The sequence below is a fragment of the Streptomyces doebereineriae genome, assembly GCF_031845645.1.
GTDB lineage: Bacteria > Actinomycetota > Actinomycetes > Streptomycetales > Streptomycetaceae > Streptomyces > Streptomyces canus.
On the sequence record NZ_JAVREZ010000015.1, the window covers coordinates 229,073 to 248,182 of the forward strand.

Consider the following 19,110-nt stretch of genomic DNA (forward strand, 5'->3'; position numbering starts at 1 on the left):
TTGGCCTCGTCCTGACAGCGGTCGCGTGGTCCTGTAGGTGAGAGCTGGCAACGTTTGTCGACGGTTTTGGGCAGCACTTACGACTCGTAACGAAATAAGCGCGGCATTGCTGTGCAGCATCACGAGGTTTCGCGACCACCTGTGGCTCCCAGCTGCGCATGGTACCCAGGGCGAAAATCCTGTGGCCCCGTAAGGCGTAGCTGGCAGACTGTCGAAGTGGACGATCAAGAATCTGACCTCGACACCGGAGCTGCTCGGGATGCTGTCACCGCCGAGCGATCGATGATGGCTGACACGACGCGCGCAGCTCGCCGGATGTCGTTCAACGCTGATGCGCTGACCTATAAACGAGGCAGACCACGGTACCCGGACGCGGTCTTCGACCTGTTGGCAGAGCGCTGCGGGCTGCGGCCCGGTGCGCGGGTGCTCGAGATCGGTGCCGGTACCGGCCTGGCCACCGAGCCGCTGCTGGCGGCCGGCGCGCACGTGGTCGCGGTCGAGCCCGGCGAAAGCCTGGCCGCGATCCTCGTCGCCGATCACGCGTGTGACCGGCTGGAGGTCCTCGTCAGTGACTTCGAGGCTGTAGACCTGCCAGGCGGGTTCGACCTCGCGGCGGCGGCGACAGCGCTGCATTGGCTCGACCCGGCCACGTCGACCGCGAAGATCGCCCGGTTGGTGCGTCCGGGCGGCTGGCTGGCGGCGTGGTGGAACGACTTCGGCGACGTCAAGCGGCCGACGATCTTCCGCGACCGGCTCGACGAGGTCTACCATGACCTGCTGCCCGCCGACACCGGCTACCGGGACAGCCGCTCGCACGTCCTCGACACCGACCGGTGGCGCAGCCAGTTGACCACGGGCGGCTACTTCGACAACGTCTCCGTCGAGATCATCGAATGGGAGCAGATCCTGACCGCGCAGACCGCACGGGATCAGTGGTCCACGTTCCCGAACATCGCGGAACTCTCCGCGCCCGACCGCGAAGAGTTCCTCACTCGCCTCGGCTCGCTCGTCGACGAGCTCGGCGGCCAGGTCGCAGACCCGCGCCTAACGGTCACCTACACCGCTCAACGCGTCCAAGGCTCGCCGTGACCCACATCCGCAGCGGTCCAGCAGAACACCATGACGAACGCGAAGACTTGTGGGCCACGGCGACACGAGTCACAGCGACAATTTCAGCCGTCGCCAGCAGATGAGGGCACAGCCGAGGGTGACGAAGGCATGGTGGATGTCGTCGCGGATCTCCCAGCGGATGCGCAAGCGGCGAAACCAGTGCAGCAGCGCGATCGTGCCCTCCACGACCCAGCGGTAGACGCCCAGGCCGGAGCCGTGTTCGATGCCGCGCCGGGCGATATGCGGGGTGACCTCAAACCTGCGCACCCGGTCGCGGTAAAGGTCGTGATCGTAGCCGCGGTCGGCATACAGATGCCTGGGCCGCCGTAGCGGTTGGCCGCGCTTGCCGCGGATCGGCGGCACGGCCTCGATCAGCGGAATCAGTTGAGTCACGTCGTTACGGTTGCCGCCGGTGGTGATCGTGGCCAGAGGGATTCCGTGGGCCTCGACGATGACGTGGTGCTTGCTACCGGTCTTGCCTCGATCCACCGGGGACGGGCCGGTGGCCGGCCACTCTTCATCGCCCGGATATGGCTGGAGTCGACGGCAGCCCTAGAGAGGTCGAGCATGTCGGCCGTCCGCAACTCGGCGAGCAGCAGCTCGTGCAGCCGTTGCCAGACTCCGGCCTCGTTCCAATCCCGAAGCCGTCTCCAGCACGTCATCCCCGAGCCGAAGCCCAGTTCCTGGGGCAGAAACCGCCACGGGATACCGGTGTGGAGGACAAACAGAATTCCGCAGAGCACCTGCCGATCATCCAAGCGCCGTCGGCCAGGGTGACGGTATCGGCACTGGACCACCGGCACCAGCGGCTCGATCCGTATCCACAGTCCGTCGTCGACCTCACACGGCTTGCTCGCACCCTTCGTCTCGACTGACTCACACCCCCCATCCGGACGCGTCAACGGGAGCTGACGCAGGATCATTCCCGACGCATCCACGAGCTCATTTCGTTACGAGTCGTTAGCCACCACAGGGCTCGGAAATGTCGATGAGAACTAGCAACGCTTTCGGAGCGCACGGCGACTGGCCCCAGGCTCCCGCGCCAGTACTGGGCCGCACCAAGGTTGGCCGGACAGTCACGCGAGTGACGGCCACCGTTCGGCGGCCCACTCCAGCCATCCTGACCATCCAGGAGGCGGACCTACCAACTCATGCCCATCGAGTTCCGTGGCGTCGGGCTCCTCGAACAGCGTCCTCCAGTGCATGAGGTCCGACTCGCTCATCGCGAAGGTCTGATCAGGGGTGGTCGACTGGCGATGAGCGATCCGAGCGCGTTGGGTCTCATGGTCCACCGGCACGTACACAAGGTGACAGGACGCGCCCACAGACATCACCAACCAGCGGATCGCGGATCTCTCGTCACGAGACCAGCATCCGAAATCCAGGACCACGTTGGTTCCCAGCTTCAGCGCCTCCAGACCAAGCCAGAGCAGCCGTCCTTCCAGCACATCGCGCTTCCCCTCCGGCTGCGGATCGCCGAACAGCGGGATCATCCACTCATCCGGCGTCAGCCGCAGCGCGCTGTGCTCCTTGGCCAGCTGCCGCGCTCTCGTGGTCTTCCCGGCACCTGGCAGGCCGACTGTCAGGAACAACGTCGTCACGCCCAGATCGTGTCACGAAGGCCAAGTGGAGGAAGACTGCTCTTTCTGCCGAGATCGCCGGGCCACGGCGCGGCCCAGCAGCGCGATGACCTCCAGTGGCGGTGACGCACGCCTCCCAGGTTCTTTCCGTTGGTTCAGGGGGCGTAGGTACTGGCGGGCCGATGCCTTGTGGTGTGGCTGATCATGGCTTGAGCCAAAGGCGGATCGAAGCCGCGGTGACGGGACGTGAAGTGGCCGAGTCATTCCTGGCCCTACTTAGCGATCTTGGAAGCGGTTTTCGGGAGCGAGTTTTGGCCCCACCCTGTGCACTGAGGAGCGACGTCAGTCAGCGGCGCCTGGTGTGGGGAGGTAGGGCTCGATCTCGCGCCATGGCGGCGGTCCTCCCAGCTGCCGGTTGATGGGCTGCTGGGATCCGTCGAGGGAGCTGCGGGCCGCGTTAACGAAGGCGAGCTGTCCGGATGCGAGTTCTGCCATGATCCGCTGCAGGTTGTCTCGGTTCTTCGGGCTGCGGTCAGCGACCAGGAGCGCGAAGCGGCCGATCGCATCGGCCAGGTCGCCGGCGGCATTCGCAACGTCGGGGGTGGCGACCAGACTGAGTGAGGTCAAGGCGGCGTTGAACGGTGGCCAGTTGGCGTTGTTGGGCCGGTCGTCGAGGTATGCCTCACGCAGCTCGATCTCGACCGCGGTGAACTCCTGGAGGAAGGCTCCGTAGGCAGCTGTCTGGGTGTCGCGCAGCCATTGCTGGTTCTGGCTGCGGCGACCGACGAAGCCGCCCACCACGATGCCAATGATGGTTGCGACGGCACCAACGCTCGTGGACACCAGAACATCCCAGGGGGCGGCCAAACCAGTTTCCTCCTTCAGCGCGGGGGCTGTGATCTGTGGTCAGCGTGGCAATCGACTGGTCCATTCTTGATCACGAGGTGTGTTCTGCGGGACCGGATCCGGAGGTCAAGTGGTGGCTTGCTGTTGTGTACGGGTCTGTGCGAGCCGATAGGACTCGGTGCCGGTCTCGATGATGTTCCCGCCGAAGGTCAGACGGTCGACGATGGCCGCGCAGAGCCGCGGATCCGTGAATGTCCTGGTCCAGCCGCCGAACGATTCGTTGGAGGCGATGGCGACGCTGATTTTTCTCCTCGCGTTCCGTCAGCACCTGGAACAGCAGCTCAGCGCCGCGGCGGTCCAGCTCCATGTAGCCGAGTTCGTCTATGCAGAGGAGATCGACGCGTCCGTAGCGGGCGATGGTCTTGGCCCGGAAGCCGGCCATGGCGGCCTCGGTGCCGAGCGCGATCAGCAGGTGGGACTTGCCGGTGCCGGAGTCGCCGATCAGGCAGAGCGGCAGGCCCTTCTTGACCCATTCGCAGGTCGCCAGGGTGTGAATGACGGCTGCGTCGATGTTCGCGTTGGCGTCGAACTCAAAGGCTCTGATCGACTTCTCCCGGGGGAACTGCGCCGCTTTGATGCGCCGTTCGGAGCGGCGGCGGGCCCGGTCGTCGCACTCGGCCATCAGCAGTTCGGCGAGGAAGCCGAGATAGGACATCTGGTCCCGGGCGGCGGCTTCGGCGAGTTCGGGGAACTGGGCCCGGATGGTGGGCAGCCGGGCCATGCGGCATGCCTGGTCGACGGCGGCGGCGCGGCCTGTTCGGTCAGCCCGCGGTGGCATTTGAGTGTCACGGCATCGGTCCCTGGATGGCGGGGCGATCGGCCGGCTGCCCGGCTCGCAGCAGCTGGTCGTAGGCCGCGACCGAGGGCAGCGGCCGGGTGTCGGGCGGCAGCTGACTTACGAAGCCAGTCGCGCCTCGGACAGGGGAAGGTCCCGTCCGGTGGCGGCCGTTCGGGCCGGACCAATGGGTGGAGGGCGGGTGGGATTCCCACTGCTGCAGATATGTAAAGGCACTGACCTGGCTGCGCACCTCTCAGGAAGTGCCGCTCGGGATCACGCAGTTCTTCGGCTGTTCCTTGCCGGTGGGCCAGCCCAGACCGACGAACTTCAGGGTCCCGCGCACGCCCTGGCCCGGGTTCAGTTCGACCACCGCGACCGGCTTGTCGTACGGATTCCCGCCGCTGGTCAGGCAGATCAGGCCACTCGTGCCCCTCACGCGGTGCACCGACTGGAGTTTCGACCACTCCTGGCGGACGTCTCCGAGGCTGGGCGCCTGCTCGGCGTCGTTGCCCTGTACCTCGTGCAGAGCCGTACCGATGGTAACGAGGCCGTCGTAGACGAGCATGGTGCGGGAATCCTCCAGGTTCGGGGTGGAGCCAAGGTCCGTGCCCGCCTTGCTCGTGCTCTTGATCAGTTCGCTGAGCCCGTCCAGGGCCGCCTTGGGCTCCGTGAGGTACTGAGGGAGTTCGTTCGCGGTGGGCTCGCGGTGGTGGGTCTCCTTCCACTGCTTGGTCCAGGCGGCCAGTTCGGTGTCCCAGGCGGCCGGGTGCGCAGGGGCGGCGTACTGGACCGTCACCTTCGCCGCGCCGTCCTCGCCGCGCAGCTGCGCCCAGTCCTTCTCAGACATGGCCTGCCGCAGCGAGGCGGCGTCGGAGCCGCTGACCAGGGTGAAGTGTCGGTTCGCGCAGGTCTGCCTGGCGAGCGTGAGCGCGAAGATCCGCAGGTGCAGCGTGCGCCCGGCGAAGTAGACGGTGTCGGCCGTGGAACCGCAGATGTTGTTGGCGATCTGCTCGAACTGGCTGCCGGTCGAACCGGCCTCATCGATGCCTGGGGATTCGAAGGACATGTCGGCGGGACCTGCCGGGCCCGTCTCCTGGATTCCCCGGAAGGCGCTCGCCAGCGACTGGTCGTAGGCGTCCGGGCGGTCGTCGTAGACCAGCACCGTCCTGGCGTCCTCCCGGCCCCGCTCGCCGTTGAAGTTGGCCAGTGCCTCGGCCGCGTTGCCGTTGGTGGGGATGATTCGGGCCAGGCCAGGGAATCGTTGCTTCTTCCCCTCGACGTTCGCGATCCCGTCTCCGCTGATCCGGGAGGCGAGCACCGGGACACCGTTCTCCGTCAGACGTTCCACGGCCTTCTCGGTGGCGTCGAGAGTGAGGTTGAAGCCCGTGACGGCTCGCAGCTTGTCCTTGTCGGATTCGGCCATGTCGAGCAGTGTGCTTACGATCTTGTCCTGATGGCCATAGTTCAGCCCGGGGTTGGCCAGCACCAGCCGGATCCTGGGTACTTGGCCCATGCCAGAGTTGGCCTGTCGCTGTCCCAGATACGCGCCCTGGAGATCGCTGCGCATCTGCCGCCTCAGCGCCGCCGAGTCCGACTGGAGCGGCAGCATCATCGCCACGGTGACATGGGGCTGGTTCGCGATCCTCTTGTTCTCCTCCGAGATGGCTTTGGCCACGGCACCGATCTCCGGTGTGCCGAAGGCGTAGCCAGCGCCGTCGACGCCGATGCACTCGCCACCGATCTTCTCGACACCGTGGTGGCAGGTGTCCGGCTTCTGGAGGGCGGGAACGCCGAATACGCCGGCGGCCACGAGCACCGCCACGCCCGCCAGCGCGTAGAGGATCTTTCCCCACCTGGGCAGTCTGTTCCACCTGGGTATCCAGCCGGGCATCCCCGTCACCTCCTGCGGCCGAGCTGATCGGTGCAGTCGCAGCGGAGCAACGGCTGCTCGTTCGCGGCCAGTTGGCTCCACTCGGTGGCTGTCGGGCCGAGTTCTCCGGCGCCGTCGAAGTCCATGGTCGACAGTTGCCTCAGCAACTGCTCCAGCGTGCGGGCCATTTCACTCCCGGTCGGTCTGGTGCGCTCCTCGCACAGCCATACGGCGTGCAGAAGTTGGTCGACGGTGCGGCGCAACGGTGGTCCGTCGACCTGTACCAGACCCTGGGCGCGCTTGCGGCGCTCGTCCGCCCCGCCCGGATACGGTGCCTGGGCGATCTCCAGCAGTTCCCCGCACCACTGACGGGAGCGGCCGGGGAGGGTGGCGGCGAGGTGGTGTATCACGTCGTCGACGCCGCCGGAGACAAGGTGGTGGTTCATCTGGTGGGTCATCACCGAGTGGAACGCACCGCCGCTCGGCTCACCCACGGCATAGTGTGCGCACAGCAGATGGTGGTCGGCGTACCAGGCGGCTCCGTCGCGCGACAGCCCGTACAGTCGGTGCACCAGCAGCTGGCGCAGGCCGAAGTCTCCGATGAAGTGCCGATCGCAGCTGGGCCACCCGGTGTCGTTGAGCAGCCGCGCGACCTCATGTGCCGTCAGGCGCAGGACACGGCCCGCCTGGTGTTGGCGGAGCAGGACGTCCGCGCACTCCTGGTCGTGCGCCACCGACAGATGGGTGAGGAGATCGAGCCACTGGTCATGGTGCTCGTCCGGCAGCCGCACCGGCAGCTGGTCGAGGATCAGCTCCTGAAGCAGTACGTCCGTCACCGGGCGCTCGGGGGCGCCGTCCGGGTGGTGCAGCCCCGCGTCCAGGATGGCCCGGTCGTTGGCGTCCGTCTCCATCGGGTGGTCGGCGGCAGCGGTGGCCAGCCGGATCACCGTGTGCGGCCGTCCGCCGCTCAGTTGGGCCACGGCGGCGGTGATACGGCGGCGGTGCACACCGCCCTCCCGCTCCGCGCCCAGCTGTATGCGTTCGGTCGCCTTGCGGAGCTGGTCGCCGGTGAGGAAAGGCATCCGCAGTATGAGCACCCCGGCGGACAGCGGCCCCCGGTCCTCCTCCTGGTCCCTGCGCCGGGACCAGGTGGCCGGCACCCCGTCAGCGGGCCGGAACGCTGCTACCTCCCTCGGTGGCAGACCCCCGTGCAGGAATTCCCCGCCGTCCGCCCGGCGAGCCGTGCCTACGATCACCACGCGGTCGCGCTGCCCGTCCCGGCGGTCGGTGAGCACGGCGCGCAGCAGCTGCTCGCCCACCGGTTCCTCTGCGTGGTCCAGCAGCAGTCCCGGGCGGCCGACCCGGCCCAGCCAGCCCCCCAGACCGCCGTACGCCGCCTCCAGATCCTCGCGCAGCGCCCGGAACAGGAAGCGCTCCGCGTCCTCCCGCCGCTCGCCGCCCGCCTGGAAGTCGGTGGCGAGCCTGCGCAGCCCGTGCTTGGGCTGGCCGGCCGCGCCGGGATACTCGCCGTAGATCCGGGTCAGTTCCGCCTCGACCCGGGGCGTCACACTCTCGAAGAGGGCGTCGAGCAGCGCGGTGAGCGCGGCGGCCCCGTACGGGCCGAACGCCTGTCCGGCCAGGACCTCCAGCATTTTCCGTACGGCCCCGAGGAGCACACTGCGCCAGAAGTCGCGCACTCCCAGACCGCGCAGGCGCGGCGGATGGAGCAGTTCCTCGTACCGCTCGACCTCTGTCCTGATCGCCGCAGGAGTGCCGTCCGCGACTCCGGTCGCGATCACCGCCAAGCCCGCGAAAAACCGCGGGAAGGTGAACGCGCCTCCCGTTCCCCGCCAGGTGTGCAGCAGCAGGGCGGCCTCGACCAGGGCCTCGGTCGCCGCCGAGCGGGCACCGGGCTCCGGCCCGGCCTGGTCCGCGTACACCGGTGAGGCGCAGTCCAGACGGATCACCGGCACGTGGCGGGCGAAACGCTCGTGCACCGCCCGTAGCAGCCGCCCCTTTCCCATCCCCGGACCGCCGGTGAGCAGCACCACGGGCAGGTCAGGGCCGTACAACGCCTTGCGGTCGGCGCCTGATGGCGACCGCCCTAACAGGCGTGCGAAGAAACCGTCCGCGTCGAGGAGTTTCTCGAAGCCCAAGTCTTCATACACGCATCTCCCCCGTGGATGCTCTCCCGCCCGGGAGCGGGTGATCGAAGTGGTGGATGGAGATTAGTGGAACACGAGACCTTCAGCCAGGACAACGGCTGTTATGTGAAGGGAAGTTGGTGGTGGGATTCACGTGTCACCGTCCTGACGGAAGGCTCTTCGCTGGGACTGACCCAGGCCACCAGTTGTCAGGGCGTCGTCCCGCTGAACCAGCCGGGCTGACCCCGCCCTCCCTCAGACGGGCTCCGGAAGCGCTCAAACAAAGCCTCTGGACGTGCCGGTGGGTGATCAGGCAGACGGCAAGTCCGAGGAAGGCCTCGTGGATGTCGTCGCGTCGTTCCCAGCGGGTCCGTAAGCGGCGAAAGCCGTGCAGCCAGCTCCCATATCCTCCGGGCGGATCCGCCCGAGCCTTCGACGCTGTGCAACTACGGAGAACCCGTGGTTGCACAGGTCCGGTTGGTTGCACAGGCCGTGTGGCCGCGCCGTCCCGCCCAGGGGATTTCTGATCACTTCCCACGCCCGCGAGGCAGTCGGGGGGCGTGCCGGGGGTCGCGACGCCGCGGAGATCCATCAGAGACAGCCCGGCCTCACTCGCCGCTCGACTCGGCCGCCATCCGTTCCAGGTCGTCGGCGAACTCGGTCCAGGCACTCGCGCACTGCCGAGCCAGCTGACTGATCACTTTGGCTCCGTGCTCCGGTACGGCCTCCTTCAGCTCTGTCCACCGGCCATCGGGCAAAACCCGTGTTCCGAACAGCCGCAGCTGGAATCGCCCCCGCTCGGTCAGCCTGAGGGACGGGTCCTTCATGAGGGGCTTCAGCAGACCCTGCCCGGCGATGGGAGCGCGCGCCTGCGCCGGCTACCGCACGAGCGCCGGTTCGGTCTTGACGGGTGAGCCGCCGCCCCCGTCCGAAGCCCGCAGCGACGCCGGAAGCGGGCCCTCGCCCCGGCTCAGCCCGTCGCGTACCTCGCGGACCGTGCCCGGGGAGAGCCCGGCCCGCTGGGCGATCGCGCGCAGCGATGCGCCCGGCATCTCCATGATCAGCTGACTCGCGCGTATCCGTCCCTCGGCACTGTTCAACGGCCGCACCCGACCGTCACGCCCCAGCCTGACGGCGGGCTGTTCGCCCTCGTCCAGGGACGCCCGCCGGATCTCGCCCACAGTGCGGGCGGAGAAACCGGCCGCCAGTGCGATGGCGGCGTCGGACCACTGCGGATGCGATCGGAGGATCCGGGCGGTGGCCGCGGCGCGGTCGCGTGCGCTCAGCGGCAGGCCGTGCGCGATGTTCTCCCGTACGGCCCGCAGGGGTGACCAAGGGAGCCGTCTACTTCCACTTCACGAACAAGGAGGCCATCGCCGTCGCGGTCTCCGAGGAGTACTTCGCCCGTCTGGCCGCCCAGTCCGCCGGGGTCAAGCGCCTGAAACTGCCTCCCCTTCAGGCCACGGTCAAACTCCTGAACCGCGTGGCGGTCGCCCTCCGCGACGACAACCTGTTCCAGGCCGCGGTGCGGCTGCATCTGGACCGCCACCTGATCGACAACGGTCTGCCCACCCGTCCGTTCGCCGACTTCATCGCACACTGTGAGGAGTTGTTGACGGAGGCGAAGCGCCTGGGCCAACTCCACGGGGACGCGAGCCAGGAATCCCTGGCCCGGGTGCTCGTCGCTTCCTTCTTCGGCGCGCAGCACACCTCCTGGGCACTGAACGATCGGACAGACATCGTCGATCGTGTGCAGGAGACGATCGACGCGATTCCGCCCCTCCATCAGTGCTCGGGCAGTGCTCGGGCCGACAACGCGCCAGCGCATCAGGACGCACGTGCCTGACACGAAGACGGGGTGAGCGAGGCAATCGGCCACCTGCCGCCGCCTCCCGCCGAGGACGGCGGGGGGACGTCGGATCGAAGTCGACCTGGTCCCGGGTCGGACAGAGGCCGGTGCCGGGTCTGCCGACGCGGACGGGCCCGGTCACGAACGAGGGAGCCGTTCGTGACCGGGTCCGGATGCCGTGGGCGGGCACACGCGCGTCCGGCGTACGCCGCGGCGGCCCGCCGCCCTGGGGCTCAGCTCGTGAAGTAGCCCGTCAGGTCGGCGATGAGTTGGACGCTGCCGGCGTTGTTGTAGAAGTCGACCTTTCCGTTGATCATGGGGACGACGACCAGGTTGGGTATGGTCTCGCCGGCTGTGAAGTTGAGGTTGGACGCGCTGGACCGGGTGGTGCCGTCGGGGTAGACCGTGACGTAGCTGGAGGAAGTACCGCCGGTCGCGGTGACGTTGAGGACGACGGCGGTGGCGTCCACGGGGACGCCGTTCCTGCCGCCGACGGTCAAGGTGACCTTGGCGGCGGCGCCGACCGTGCCCTTGCGGACGCCGGTGCCGTTGCGGGTGTCCATGACGCGGAGCGGGCCGGCGTTGTGCTCGACGGAGCCGCTGCTGCTGAAGTAGCCGGTGATGTCGGCGATGAGGTTGACGCTGCCGGCGTTGTTGTAGAAGTCCACCTTTCCGTCGGCCACGGGGACGACGACCAGGTTGGGGAAGGTCTCCCCCGCACTGAAGTTGAGGTTGGAGACCGCTGGGCGCGGACTGCCGTCCGGATAGACGGTGACATAGCTGGACGAAGTACCGCCGGTCGCAGTCACGTTCACCACGACGCCCGTGACCCCACTGGTCGGCACTCCGGCCACACCGGCGACCTTCAGAGCGACGGTACCGGCCGGGCCGACCTTCGCCTTCGTCACACCCGTGCCGCTGCGGGTGTCCATGATCCGCGTCGGGCCGACGCTGGTGAGCTTCGATCCGCTGCCGTCACTGGTGTAGTAGCCGGTGATGTCGGCGATGAGGTTGACGCTGCCGGCGTTGTTGTAGAAGTCCACCTTTCCGTCGGCCACGGGGACCACGACCAGGTTGGGGAAGGTCTCCCCCGCACTGAAGTTGAGGTTCGAGACGGCGGGGCGCGGACTGCCGTCCGGATAGACGGTGACGTAACTGGACGAGGTCCCGCCGGTCGCGGTCACGTTCACCACCACCCCGGTGACCCCACTGGTCGGCACCCCGGCCACACCCGCCACCTGCAGACGGACCGTACCGGCCGGGCCGACCTTCGCCTTCGTCACACCCGTGCCGCTGCGGGTGTCCATGATCCGCGTCGGGGTGACGGGCTTGAACGTGCCGGTCGGCGGCACGACCGGCTGGATCGTTCTGACGTCGCTCGCCTTCACGTACGCGATCCGGTGGTTGTAGCGGATCGGGTAGTACTGCGTGGTGCCGACGACGAGCAGGCAGTCGGGGTCGGCCGTGCAGTTGAGGTTCTCCGCGTAGTAGAAGTCGCCCGTCACCTGGTCCAGCGCGCCGTACGCCTGGCCCGGCTGGATGGTCTCGTGGCTCAGCGGGGTCAGCTGCTGGTCGGGGTCGGCCGCGAGGGTGCTCAGGGACGAGGGGTAGGCCGAGGTCTCCGGGTAGGCGCGTCCGTACACCGGGACCGCCGACGTGCCGGCGGGGGTGATCAGCTGCTTGGCGGTGCCGGTGTTGGCCATGGTGTAGGCGCCGCCGGGGTTGGAGAACCAGGCCTTCTGACCGTCGTACCAGATGGCCGTCCAGTCGCCCTGCACCGCCGCGACCACGAAGGTCTGGCCGTAGACAGCCTTGTCGGTCCAGTCCCAGCCCAGCGTGGAGCCGGTGGTCTGGCCGTCCGCCGTGTACTTCGGGTCCTTGATCAGGGAGGCGGTCGAGGACGGACTGGTGCGCAGGTAGACGAAGTTGGCCGGGTTGGCGGGGCAGGTGGTGGTGGAGGAGCCGCAGCCGGTCAGGGTCGGCTCGTTCGCGGTGCTCCAGGGCGGGGTGATGGTGACCTCGCCACCGGCCACCGGCATGCCGTCGCCGTTCGGGGAGGCCTGCAGCAGGGCGAGATAGTGGCCCCAGTTCCACCATGGGCCCGGGTCCCAGTGCATGCCCTCGTAGTACGCGTCGAGCGGGCCGGGAACGTCGTCGTGGCCGATGAGGTGCTCGCGGTCGAGCGGGATGGCGAACCGCTGGGCGAGGTAGGTCACCAGCGCCGCGGAGGACTGGTACTCCTGCTCGGTGTACCAGGAGCCGTAGTCCAGGGCGTAGCCCTCGTGCTCGATGCCGATCGAGTGATCGTTGACGTACTTGTTGCCCGCGTGCCAGGCGACGTCCTTGGTCGGCACCATCTGCGTGACCGAACCGTCGGCGCCGACGACGTAGTGCGCGCTGGCGTATGACGATGGCTTCTGGAACGCGTTGATCGCCGCGGACGCCGTGCTCTCCGTGTCATGGATGACGATGCTGGTGATCGCGTCCCCGTCGGCGGGACGGTTGGCCAGGTCGTAGTTGCCGTAGTCGGTCTGGTCGGTGCTGCCGTTCAGCGCGTAGGCCGCCGGCGTGAAGGTGCAGGTCAGCGTGGACGGGCACTCGGTCGCGGGCGTGGTCGTGCTCGTGTCCGCCTGGACCACCGGGGTCCGCGGGGACAGCGGGGCGACGGCGGCCGTGGCGTGGGCCACCCCTGACTGCGGGGCGGTGTTCAGGGCGACGGCGTCCGAGGCCTGGGCCGCCGCGGACTTGAGATCGGGGCTGAGCTTGGGGGACGCCTGGACCGGCACCGAGGGGTCGGCGGTGAGCGTCACCTCCTGATTGTCCGCGGTGATCCGGTGGGCGCCGGTGCGGATCGTCGCGTAGACCCGGTGGGCGAACTGGTCGGCGGTGGCGGAGTTCGCTGCCTGCGCGAAGCGGGCCACCGCGGGGTACCACTGCGCGGAGGTGGTGGGCAGTGAGCCGGTCGCGGCGCGCTCGTACGAGGCGAGGAGCGCGGCGGCCCCGCGCACGCTCTGTCGCGTGGAGGTGCGCAGCGACGCCGGCGAGTCGCCGAGCATCGAGGCGGCCGTGTCGAGGGTGCGCATCGCCGGGGTGATCGGCGGCACCGTGCCGCTGTCCGACGGCGTCGCCGCGGGGTGGTGCGGCGCGCGGGGGTCGTCACCCCTGCCGTTCGTCTCCGGCGGGCTGTCCGACGCCGCCCGGAGATCCGCCCGGCTGACGGAGGTGAGGCCCATGACGTTGTAGTTGCCGGTGACCGACGGGCTGCCGCGGTGCGACTCCCACAGCGTCTGCTGGTACGAGATGGCCAGCAGCACGCTGCTCGGCACGTGGAACTCCGCGGCGGCCGCGCTGAAGTCGGCCTGCAGCGTGTGCAGGGCGGGCTTGACCGGCGCGGACACCGCAGTCCTACCGGCAATGCCCTGTCCCTGGGTTGAGCCGGATCCCGGGGCGGCCTGCGCGACCGCCCCGATGACCAGCCCGACGGTGGCGAGCCCTCCGGCGGCTCCCCACCAGATCCTCTTCCGCTGACTGCGGTGTCTCGAACGCACTGCTACCCCTGCCCCTGTTCGGTGCACACGGACGCAACGGCTCCCACGCGACACGGGGGAACACGCAAGCGCCTCGTCTGTGGCCGCGCGGCGCCATCGCGCCGGCCCTGATAGGTCCGTGTCGCGGCAGAAGCCCTGCCGGCAGGCAGGGCAGCGGTGGGGGTACGCGACGATCGGCAGCCTATGGCGCATCGGGCCATGGACGGTCGATCGACCGATCATGAACGGGTAAACACCTCGGGCCTCACACGCAACACCCAACCCAGGGACATCCGGCCGCGACTCAGGGACAGTGAGCTTGCCCTACCTTTCGAGCGTGGGTCTGAGTTGGTCATCCGTAAGTTCGGCGGACCCAGGGGTTCTGGGGATGGCTGTGAGCTTGTCGCCGTTCGATGGCTCAAAGAACTTGGCCGCTCGGTGCCCGGCGGCGACTGGACCGCTAATTGGGATACGCGACTCGATCGCTGTGTAGGACAACGTCGGCGAGGTTGTCTGCGGGATCGATGTGACGACGAGCCGGCGGAGGTGACCCGTGTCCCAGATCTGGGCAGGAGTGGACATCGGCAAGGAACACCACCACTGCGTGGTGGTCGACGAACGCGGCGAACGCCTCCTCTCACGCCGGGTCTTCAGTGACGAACCGGCCCTGCTGGAGCCGATCAAAGACGTGCTCGCGCTCTGCGAGGACACCCTGTGGGCGGTGGATATCAACCACAGTGGTGCCGCCCTGCTCATCGGCCTTCTGCTCAGCAGCGAGCAGCCGATGGTCTACATCACCGGCCTGGCCGTGCACCAGGCGTCGGCCGCCTACCGCGGTCAGGGAAAGACGGACGGGAAGGACGCGTTCGTCGTCGCCGACGAGGCGCGCATGCGCAAGGCCTCGGTCTCCTGCGGGCCGGCGATGAGATAGCCGTCGACCTGCGCACCTTGACCGCACGCCGCCTCGATCTGGTCAACGACCGCACCCGTCAGACCAACCGGCCAAGGGCCCAACTCCTGGAGCACTGCCCCGCGTTGGAGCGGGCACTGAACCTGAGCAAGAAAGGTCCGATCATGCTGCTGACCGGTTACCAGGTGCCGGCCGCGATCCGCCGCAGTGGGGCCGGGCGGATCGGAACGGGGCTGAAGAACCGCAAGGTGAAGAACGGCGCCGCGCTCGCCGAAACAGCCGTCGAGGCAGCCCGGGCCCAGCACGCCGCACTGCCGGGAGAAACCCTCGCGGCCGCCATGGTCGCCCGCATCGCCAAGGGCGTGCTGGCCCTCGACGAGGAGTCGCCGAACTCGAGGCGCTCATCGAAGCCCGGTTCAACGACCACCGACACGCAACGGTGATCCGGAGTTTGACCGGCATGGGCACCCTCCTAGGCGCCGAGTTCATCGCCGCCACCGGTGGCGACCTTGAGGCCTTCGGCACAGCAGATCACCAGGCGTCCTTCGCCGGCTTGTCACCCGTGCCACGGGATTCCGGTCGTGTCAGCGGCACCATGCGCCGCCATCGCCGCTACCACCGCGGCAGTACGGCGTAGACAGCCCTCCGCCCCACGGGGGCCGCGTTCACACCCGCGCGTCAGGAAGGGCGACCAGGGCGACCACCGGTGGTAATCGCAAGCCGGTCGGGGCGGAGCCGACGGTCGGTCAGCCGGGCCAGGTGCCGGTCAGGCGGCGGGTGGCGGTGGCGCCACCGCGGTCGACGGCGGCCTTCACACCGGCGAAGATCGCGCCCTGCAGGACGGCCGCAGACACCACCTCACGCCAGGTGCGGTGCTCATCGGTGGCGTCGGGGGCGTCCTCCTCGTGCCCGAGTTGTTTCCAGACCTGCTTGAACATCGCGCCGGCCAGGACACCGCTGAGGGCACCCATGGCCATGCCTACCGGCTTGTAGGCGACTTTCGAGGCTTTCATCGGTGCCTCCTGGCACGTCGGACGACCAGCAGCACGATGAGCGCACCGGTTGCGGCAAGCAGCGGGCCGCGGTTGGCCCGCGCCGCCTGCATGCCCTGGTCGGCCTTCTCCCGCACCGGCTGCGGGGCCTTGTCCCGGGCCAGCTCGGCGACGTGCACGGCCTTGTCGTGGAACTGCTCCGTGGCTGCGGCGGCCTTGGCGCGCACCGGCTCCGGCGTCCGGTCCTGCACCGTGTGGGCCGCGTGTGCGGCCTTGTCCTTCAGCTGAGACCTGACCTGTGTGGTCTTCTCGGCGACCTGATCCTTGACGGCCGTCGTCTTCTCCCGGGCACGGGTCTTGACGTCGGCCTTGGCCGCGAGCGCCTCGACAGTCTCGCCGAGGTCCTCACGTGTCGCCTCGACCCGTTCACGCAGTTCCTCGGAGGAAGGGGTCGGCTCATCGCCCGGCTGCGGCTTGTCCTCGGTCATCGCTGTGCCCTTTCCTTGATCTCGGCCACATCGGCCCTGACGCTGTCCACGGCCTGCTCGGGCGCCGGCGGGGACGCCTTGCTGACCTGCTGCTTGCCGAGCGCCGCCATCAGCGCGGTGACGGCCGCCAGGACACCGGTGACGATCAGCGCCGCCACCCACACATCCACGGCGAGCGACAATGCGGCGATCACGGTGGCCACCAGAGCCTGCAGGGTGAGCACACCCACCAGCCCCGCGCCGCCGAACAGGCCACCGCCCTTGCCGAACCGCTTGCCCTTCTCGGCCATCTCCGCCTGCGCCAGGCGCATCTCGTCGCGCACCAGCTGCGACAGCTGCTGCGAGGCACGTTGAACCAGGTCACCCACCGGTTCCTGCCCGGGACTGCCCGGGCGGGGGGAACCATCTGCTGTCATAAGTGCTCACCTTCCCTGCGGCTGCCCGGGTGACCGAGCGGCCATCTCTGCTTCCACTGTCTGATCGGCCCTCCGGATACCCGGGTCAACACGCATCACCGCCCGTCAGAACCTTCGTCGCCACGGCAGATGGGGTGCGGCCCGTACCAGGACGGCCGCGGCCGGAGCGATCACTCCTGCAGCCGCGACGCCGGAGGGGTAGGGGGCACCGCTGCGCGTCCGCTCGGTGGACACCATCGACGCCGACAGCCCACAGGCGGCACCCGGCGGTCGGAAAGACCGGCGCGACGGCGCCCGCGAACGCGATGGCCGCGGCGGTCTGCCCGGAGGGGAACGAAGAGCTGTCCGGGAGCTCCCGGAGTCCCTCCCGCGGGAAGAAATCCCGGGGTGGGCGGCGCCGCCGGTACAACTTTTTGGCGATCGCGTTCGACAGCACCTGCGCCGTCGTCATGGCCGCCACCCCGGCGGCGGCGGCCGCGCGGCCGCGCCACCCGCCGAAGGTGACCGTCACAGCGGGCGCGGGCCACGACAGCTTGGTGTGCTCGGCCGCCTCCTGCACCGCCGGCGCTGTCTGACGCACCCAGGGCGGCGCCCACGCGATCGCTCGCCTGGCCGGCCGGTGGTCCCTGTCGTGCATATCCGCCGTCGTCCCCATGATCAGCCGCCTTCCCGTCCCGAGCCCTCGCCCACCCGTCTTGGATCGGCTTCGCCGTCGCCTGGCCGGCGCGACCCCCTAGGCCAAGCCCTGGAGGACGCCGGCGGCGGTAGGGCGCCTCAACCGAGGCGGCGGTGGTCCTCCTCGTCCCACTTGCGGGTGTCCCGCGGCTGCACGTACGGCTCCTGTTCGGCCGGGTGACCGCCCGCCACGGCGCGCTGGCGGTGCAGCTCGGCGTCGAATTCCAGACCGAGCAGGATCGCCAAATTCGTGATCCACAGCCACACCAGGAAGATGATCACTCCGGCGAAGGTGCCGTAGGTCTTGTTGTACGAGGCGAAGTTCGCCACGTAAAGCGCGAACCCGGCCGAGGCGACCATCCAGATCACCAGTGCCAGGAAGCTGCCCGGGGTGATCCAACGGAAGCCGCGCACCCGCGCGTTCGGCGTCGCCCAGTACAGGATCGCGATCATCGTCGTGACGAGGACCGCCAGCACCGGCCACTTCGCAATCGACCACACCGTCAGCGCCGTATCGCCCACCCCCAGAGCGGAGCCGATCTGCTTGGCCAGGCTCCCGGTGAACACGACGATCACCGCGCTGATGACGGCCAGGACCATCAGGACCACCGTCACGCCGACGCGGACAGGCAGCACCTTCCACACCGGGCGGCCCTCCGGGACGTCGTAGACCGCGTTGGCGGACCGGATGAACGCGGCGACATAGCCGGAGGCCGACCACACCGCGAGCACCAGACCCACGATCGCCATGATGGAGCCGATGCCGGCGTTGCCCTGCATCTGCTTCACCGCGTTGCTCAGCACATCCCGCGCCGCGCCCGGGGCCAGTTTCTGGATGTTGTCCAGCACCTGCTGCGACGCCGACTGCCCGACGATGCCGAGCAGCGAGATCAACGCCAGCAAGGCCGGAAACAGCGCCAGGATCCCGTAGTAGGTCAGCGCCGCCGCCCGGTCGGTCAACTCGTCCTTCTTGAACTCCTTCAAGGTGCCTTTCAGCACCGCCCCCCAGGAGCGCTTGGGCAGATCCGTCGGAGTGTCCGGCGCCTGCCTCTCCACCTGCTCATCCGGCCCGGCCTCAGGTGTCCGCGCGGTCTCGACCATCTGGTCGGTCGCGCTGTGCCCGCCGTGCCTTCCATGCCGTTTCAACGTCCGTACCATTCCCGACGTGTATCCGGCCCAGCGCCACCTATACACACATTCGCCACATAACATGACAAGACGGAAGATATCGACGTCCGTGCGGGGCGAGTTCCAGCTCACATCCGAACGCAGAGACCACCGAGAGGGGACCGTGGTCAACCTCAGCGCGCTCATGGCGGACAACGCCTGCGCCAACGATCAGCCCGCAGCGTCAGCACCGACAGGAGGCACAGTCACGCACGGCTGGAGAAACTGCGGTCAGGCACTACGTGATCGGCGTGTGGTCTGGCCGGACGCCGCCCAGGTGCTTTCAGCCTGCCGGCACTGCGAGAGCGGTGAACGCCCTGGCCGCACCTGGGTGACCCACCCCCGCTCCACCAGGCGCTGCGCCTTCGACCGCAGCCCCTCGACCTTCGCCGGTACGGCCTCCAGTCCCAGGGCCACGGCCAGCTGCTGACAGCGCGTGCCCTCCCGGCCGCCCGCTTCCGACTCCAGCACCGCCACAATCCGCTGGTAGTCCGGCGCGAGGACGGACGCCGTCATGTCCCCGGCCCGCCGCGGCACGGGCGAGCCCGCCACCGCCCTTTGCGCCGGCTTGCGACCGCGGAAGGCGGCTCACCCAGTACCTCGACCACCGCTACACGCGCATCCACCAGCCGCCGAGGCAGACGGCCGCCCGTGGCCAGCACGTGCACCCCCAAATAGCGTCACTCCAGGACCCTGAC

The 19,110-nt window shown here is 68.8% G+C and carries 16 protein-coding genes and 3 pseudogenes; 5 read left to right on the forward strand and 14 right to left on the reverse strand.

What is annotated here, in order from left to right; translation table 11 throughout:
• Positions 1-216 precede the first annotated feature (216 nt).
• Positions 217-1,089: a class I SAM-dependent methyltransferase gene (locus RNB18_RS35635; RefSeq protein WP_311718205.1), complete on the forward strand. Its 873-nt coding sequence runs from the start codon at positions 217-219 to the stop codon at positions 1,087-1,089.
• A gap of 69 nt (positions 1,090-1,158) precedes the next feature.
• On the opposite strand, the gene RNB18_RS35640 is transcribed toward RNB18_RS35635, so the two are convergent.
• The 6 genes and pseudogenes from RNB18_RS35640 to RNB18_RS35665 form a co-directional block, all read right to left on the reverse strand.
• Positions 1,159-2,033 (reverse strand): IS5 family transposase gene (locus RNB18_RS35640; protein WP_449657645.1). Its coding sequence is split into 2 segments (ribosomal slippage): positions 1,159-1,616 and positions 1,616-2,033, totalling 876 coding nucleotides; the frame shifts between segments, so codons are not numbered across the junction.
• Between the two features lie 153 nt (positions 2,034-2,186).
• Entirely contained in the window at positions 2,187-2,711 is a 525-nt protein-coding gene (locus RNB18_RS35645; RefSeq protein WP_311718206.1) for an AAA family ATPase, read from the reverse strand.
• A gap of 321 nt (positions 2,712-3,032) precedes the next feature.
• Positions 3,033-3,557 (reverse strand): hypothetical protein, encoded by a 525-nt coding sequence (locus tag RNB18_RS35650; RefSeq protein ID WP_311718207.1) that lies wholly within the window; start codon positions 3,555-3,557, stop codon positions 3,033-3,035.
• A gap of 105 nt (positions 3,558-3,662) precedes the next feature.
• A pseudogene (locus RNB18_RS35655) lies at positions 3,663-4,385 on the reverse strand (ATP-binding protein).
• Positions 4,386-4,627: 242 nt separating this feature from the next.
• Positions 4,628-6,265, reverse strand: a complete 1,638-nt coding sequence (locus RNB18_RS35660) for an ABC transporter substrate-binding protein (RefSeq protein ID WP_311718208.1) — start codon at positions 6,263-6,265, stop codon at positions 4,628-4,630.
• Positions 6,266-6,270: 5 nt separating this feature from the next.
• Positions 6,271-8,412, reverse strand: a complete 2,142-nt coding sequence (locus RNB18_RS35665; protein ID WP_311718209.1) for a hypothetical protein — start codon at positions 8,410-8,412, stop codon at positions 6,271-6,273.
• A gap of 63 nt (positions 8,413-8,475) precedes the next feature.
• Here RNB18_RS35665 and RNB18_RS35670 point away from each other — a divergent pair, with 63 nt between their 5' ends.
• On the forward strand, positions 8,476-8,631 hold the full coding sequence (locus tag RNB18_RS35670) for a hypothetical protein (RefSeq protein ID WP_311718258.1): 156 nt from the start codon (positions 8,476-8,478) through the stop codon (positions 8,629-8,631).
• Between the two features lie 64 nt (positions 8,632-8,695).
• On the opposite strand, the pseudogene RNB18_RS35675 reads toward RNB18_RS35670, so the two are convergent.
• A pseudogene (locus RNB18_RS35675) lies at positions 8,696-8,788 on the reverse strand (IS5/IS1182 family transposase); the annotation flags it as partial.
• A 478-nt stretch (positions 8,789-9,266) separates the two neighbouring features.
• Positions 9,267-9,569 carry a hypothetical protein gene (locus RNB18_RS35680; protein ID WP_311718210.1) on the reverse strand — a complete coding sequence of 101 codons (303 nt, stop codon included), beginning with the start codon at positions 9,567-9,569 and terminating at the stop codon, positions 9,267-9,269.
• A 146-nt stretch (positions 9,570-9,715) separates the two neighbouring features.
• On the opposite strand from RNB18_RS35680, the gene RNB18_RS35685 reads away from it, so the two are divergent.
• The gene (locus tag RNB18_RS35685; protein ID WP_311718211.1) at positions 9,716-10,234 is read left to right on the forward strand and encodes a TetR/AcrR family transcriptional regulator; all 519 of its coding nucleotides are present in this window, start codon (positions 9,716-9,718) and stop codon (positions 10,232-10,234) included.
• 236 nt (positions 10,235-10,470) lie between these two features.
• Here RNB18_RS35685 and RNB18_RS35690 read toward each other — a convergent pair whose 3' ends face one another.
• Positions 10,471-13,635 (reverse strand): N-acetylmuramoyl-L-alanine amidase, encoded by a 3,165-nt coding sequence (locus RNB18_RS35690; protein ID WP_311718212.1) that lies wholly within the window; start codon positions 13,633-13,635, stop codon positions 10,471-10,473.
• Between the two features lie 682 nt (positions 13,636-14,317).
• On the opposite strand from RNB18_RS35690, the pseudogene RNB18_RS54205 reads away from it, so the two are divergent.
• Positions 14,318-15,299, forward strand: a pseudogene (locus RNB18_RS54205) (IS110 family transposase); the annotation flags it as partial.
• Positions 15,300-15,420: 121 nt separating this feature from the next.
• On the opposite strand, the gene RNB18_RS35710 reads toward RNB18_RS54205, so the two are convergent.
• The 3 genes from RNB18_RS35710 to RNB18_RS35720 are packed head-to-tail and all read right to left on the reverse strand — an operon-like array spanning position 15,421 to position 16,570.
• Positions 15,421-15,687 carry a DUF4235 domain-containing protein gene (locus RNB18_RS35710; protein ID WP_311718216.1) on the reverse strand — a complete coding sequence of 89 codons (267 nt, stop codon included), beginning with the start codon at positions 15,685-15,687 and terminating at the stop codon, positions 15,421-15,423.
• The gene (locus tag RNB18_RS35715) at positions 15,684-16,154 is read right to left on the reverse strand and encodes a DUF3618 domain-containing protein (RefSeq protein ID WP_311718217.1); all 471 of its coding nucleotides are present in this window, start codon (positions 16,152-16,154) and stop codon (positions 15,684-15,686) included. The genes RNB18_RS35710 and RNB18_RS35715 overlap by 4 nt, the downstream gene beginning before the upstream one ends.
• Positions 16,151-16,570: a phage holin family protein gene (locus RNB18_RS35720; RefSeq protein ID WP_311718218.1), complete on the reverse strand. Its 420-nt coding sequence runs from the start codon at positions 16,568-16,570 to the stop codon at positions 16,151-16,153. Before RNB18_RS35720 ends, RNB18_RS35715 begins: the two co-directional genes overlap by 4 nt.
• Before the next feature lie 413 nt (positions 16,571-16,983).
• Between RNB18_RS35720 and RNB18_RS35725 the strand changes: the two genes are divergently transcribed.
• Complete coding sequence (locus RNB18_RS35725) at positions 16,984-17,145, forward strand: hypothetical protein (RefSeq protein ID WP_311718219.1); 162 nt, start codon at positions 16,984-16,986, stop codon at positions 17,143-17,145.
• 199 nt (positions 17,146-17,344) lie between these two features.
• Here the strand turns inward: RNB18_RS35725 and RNB18_RS35730 are convergent, their stop codons facing one another.
• A complete protein-coding gene (locus RNB18_RS35730; protein ID WP_311718255.1) occupies positions 17,345-18,403 on the reverse strand; it encodes a YihY/virulence factor BrkB family protein in 1,059 nt (352 codons plus the stop codon).
• 240 nt (positions 18,404-18,643) lie between these two features.
• Complete coding sequence (locus RNB18_RS35735; protein WP_311718220.1) at positions 18,644-18,928, reverse strand: hypothetical protein; 285 nt, start codon at positions 18,926-18,928, stop codon at positions 18,644-18,646.
• Positions 18,929-19,110: the final 182 nt, after the last annotated feature.

Excerpts from the sequence above, each read along its gene's own strand:
- RNB18_RS35730 (WP_311718255.1), bottom strand. The coding sequence starts at position 18,403 with ATGGTACGGACGTTGAAACGGCATGGAAGGCACGGCGGGCACAGCGCG.
- RNB18_RS35715 (WP_311718217.1), bottom strand. The coding sequence starts at position 16,154 with ATGACCGAGGACAAGCCGCAGCCGGGCGATGAGCCGACCCCTTCCTCC.
- RNB18_RS35710 (WP_311718216.1), bottom strand. The coding sequence starts at position 15,687 with ATGAAAGCCTCGAAAGTCGCCTACAAGCCGGTAGGCATGGCCATGGGT.
- RNB18_RS35660 (WP_311718208.1), bottom strand. The coding sequence starts at position 6,265 with ATGCCCGGCTGGATACCCAGGTGGAACAGACTGCCCAGGTGGGGAAAG.
- RNB18_RS35735 (WP_311718220.1), bottom strand. The coding sequence starts at position 18,928 with ATGACGGCGTCCGTCCTCGCGCCGGACTACCAGCGGATTGTGGCGGTG.
- RNB18_RS35720 (WP_311718218.1), bottom strand. The coding sequence starts at position 16,570 with ATGACAGCAGATGGTTCCCCCCGCCCGGGCAGTCCCGGGCAGGAACCG.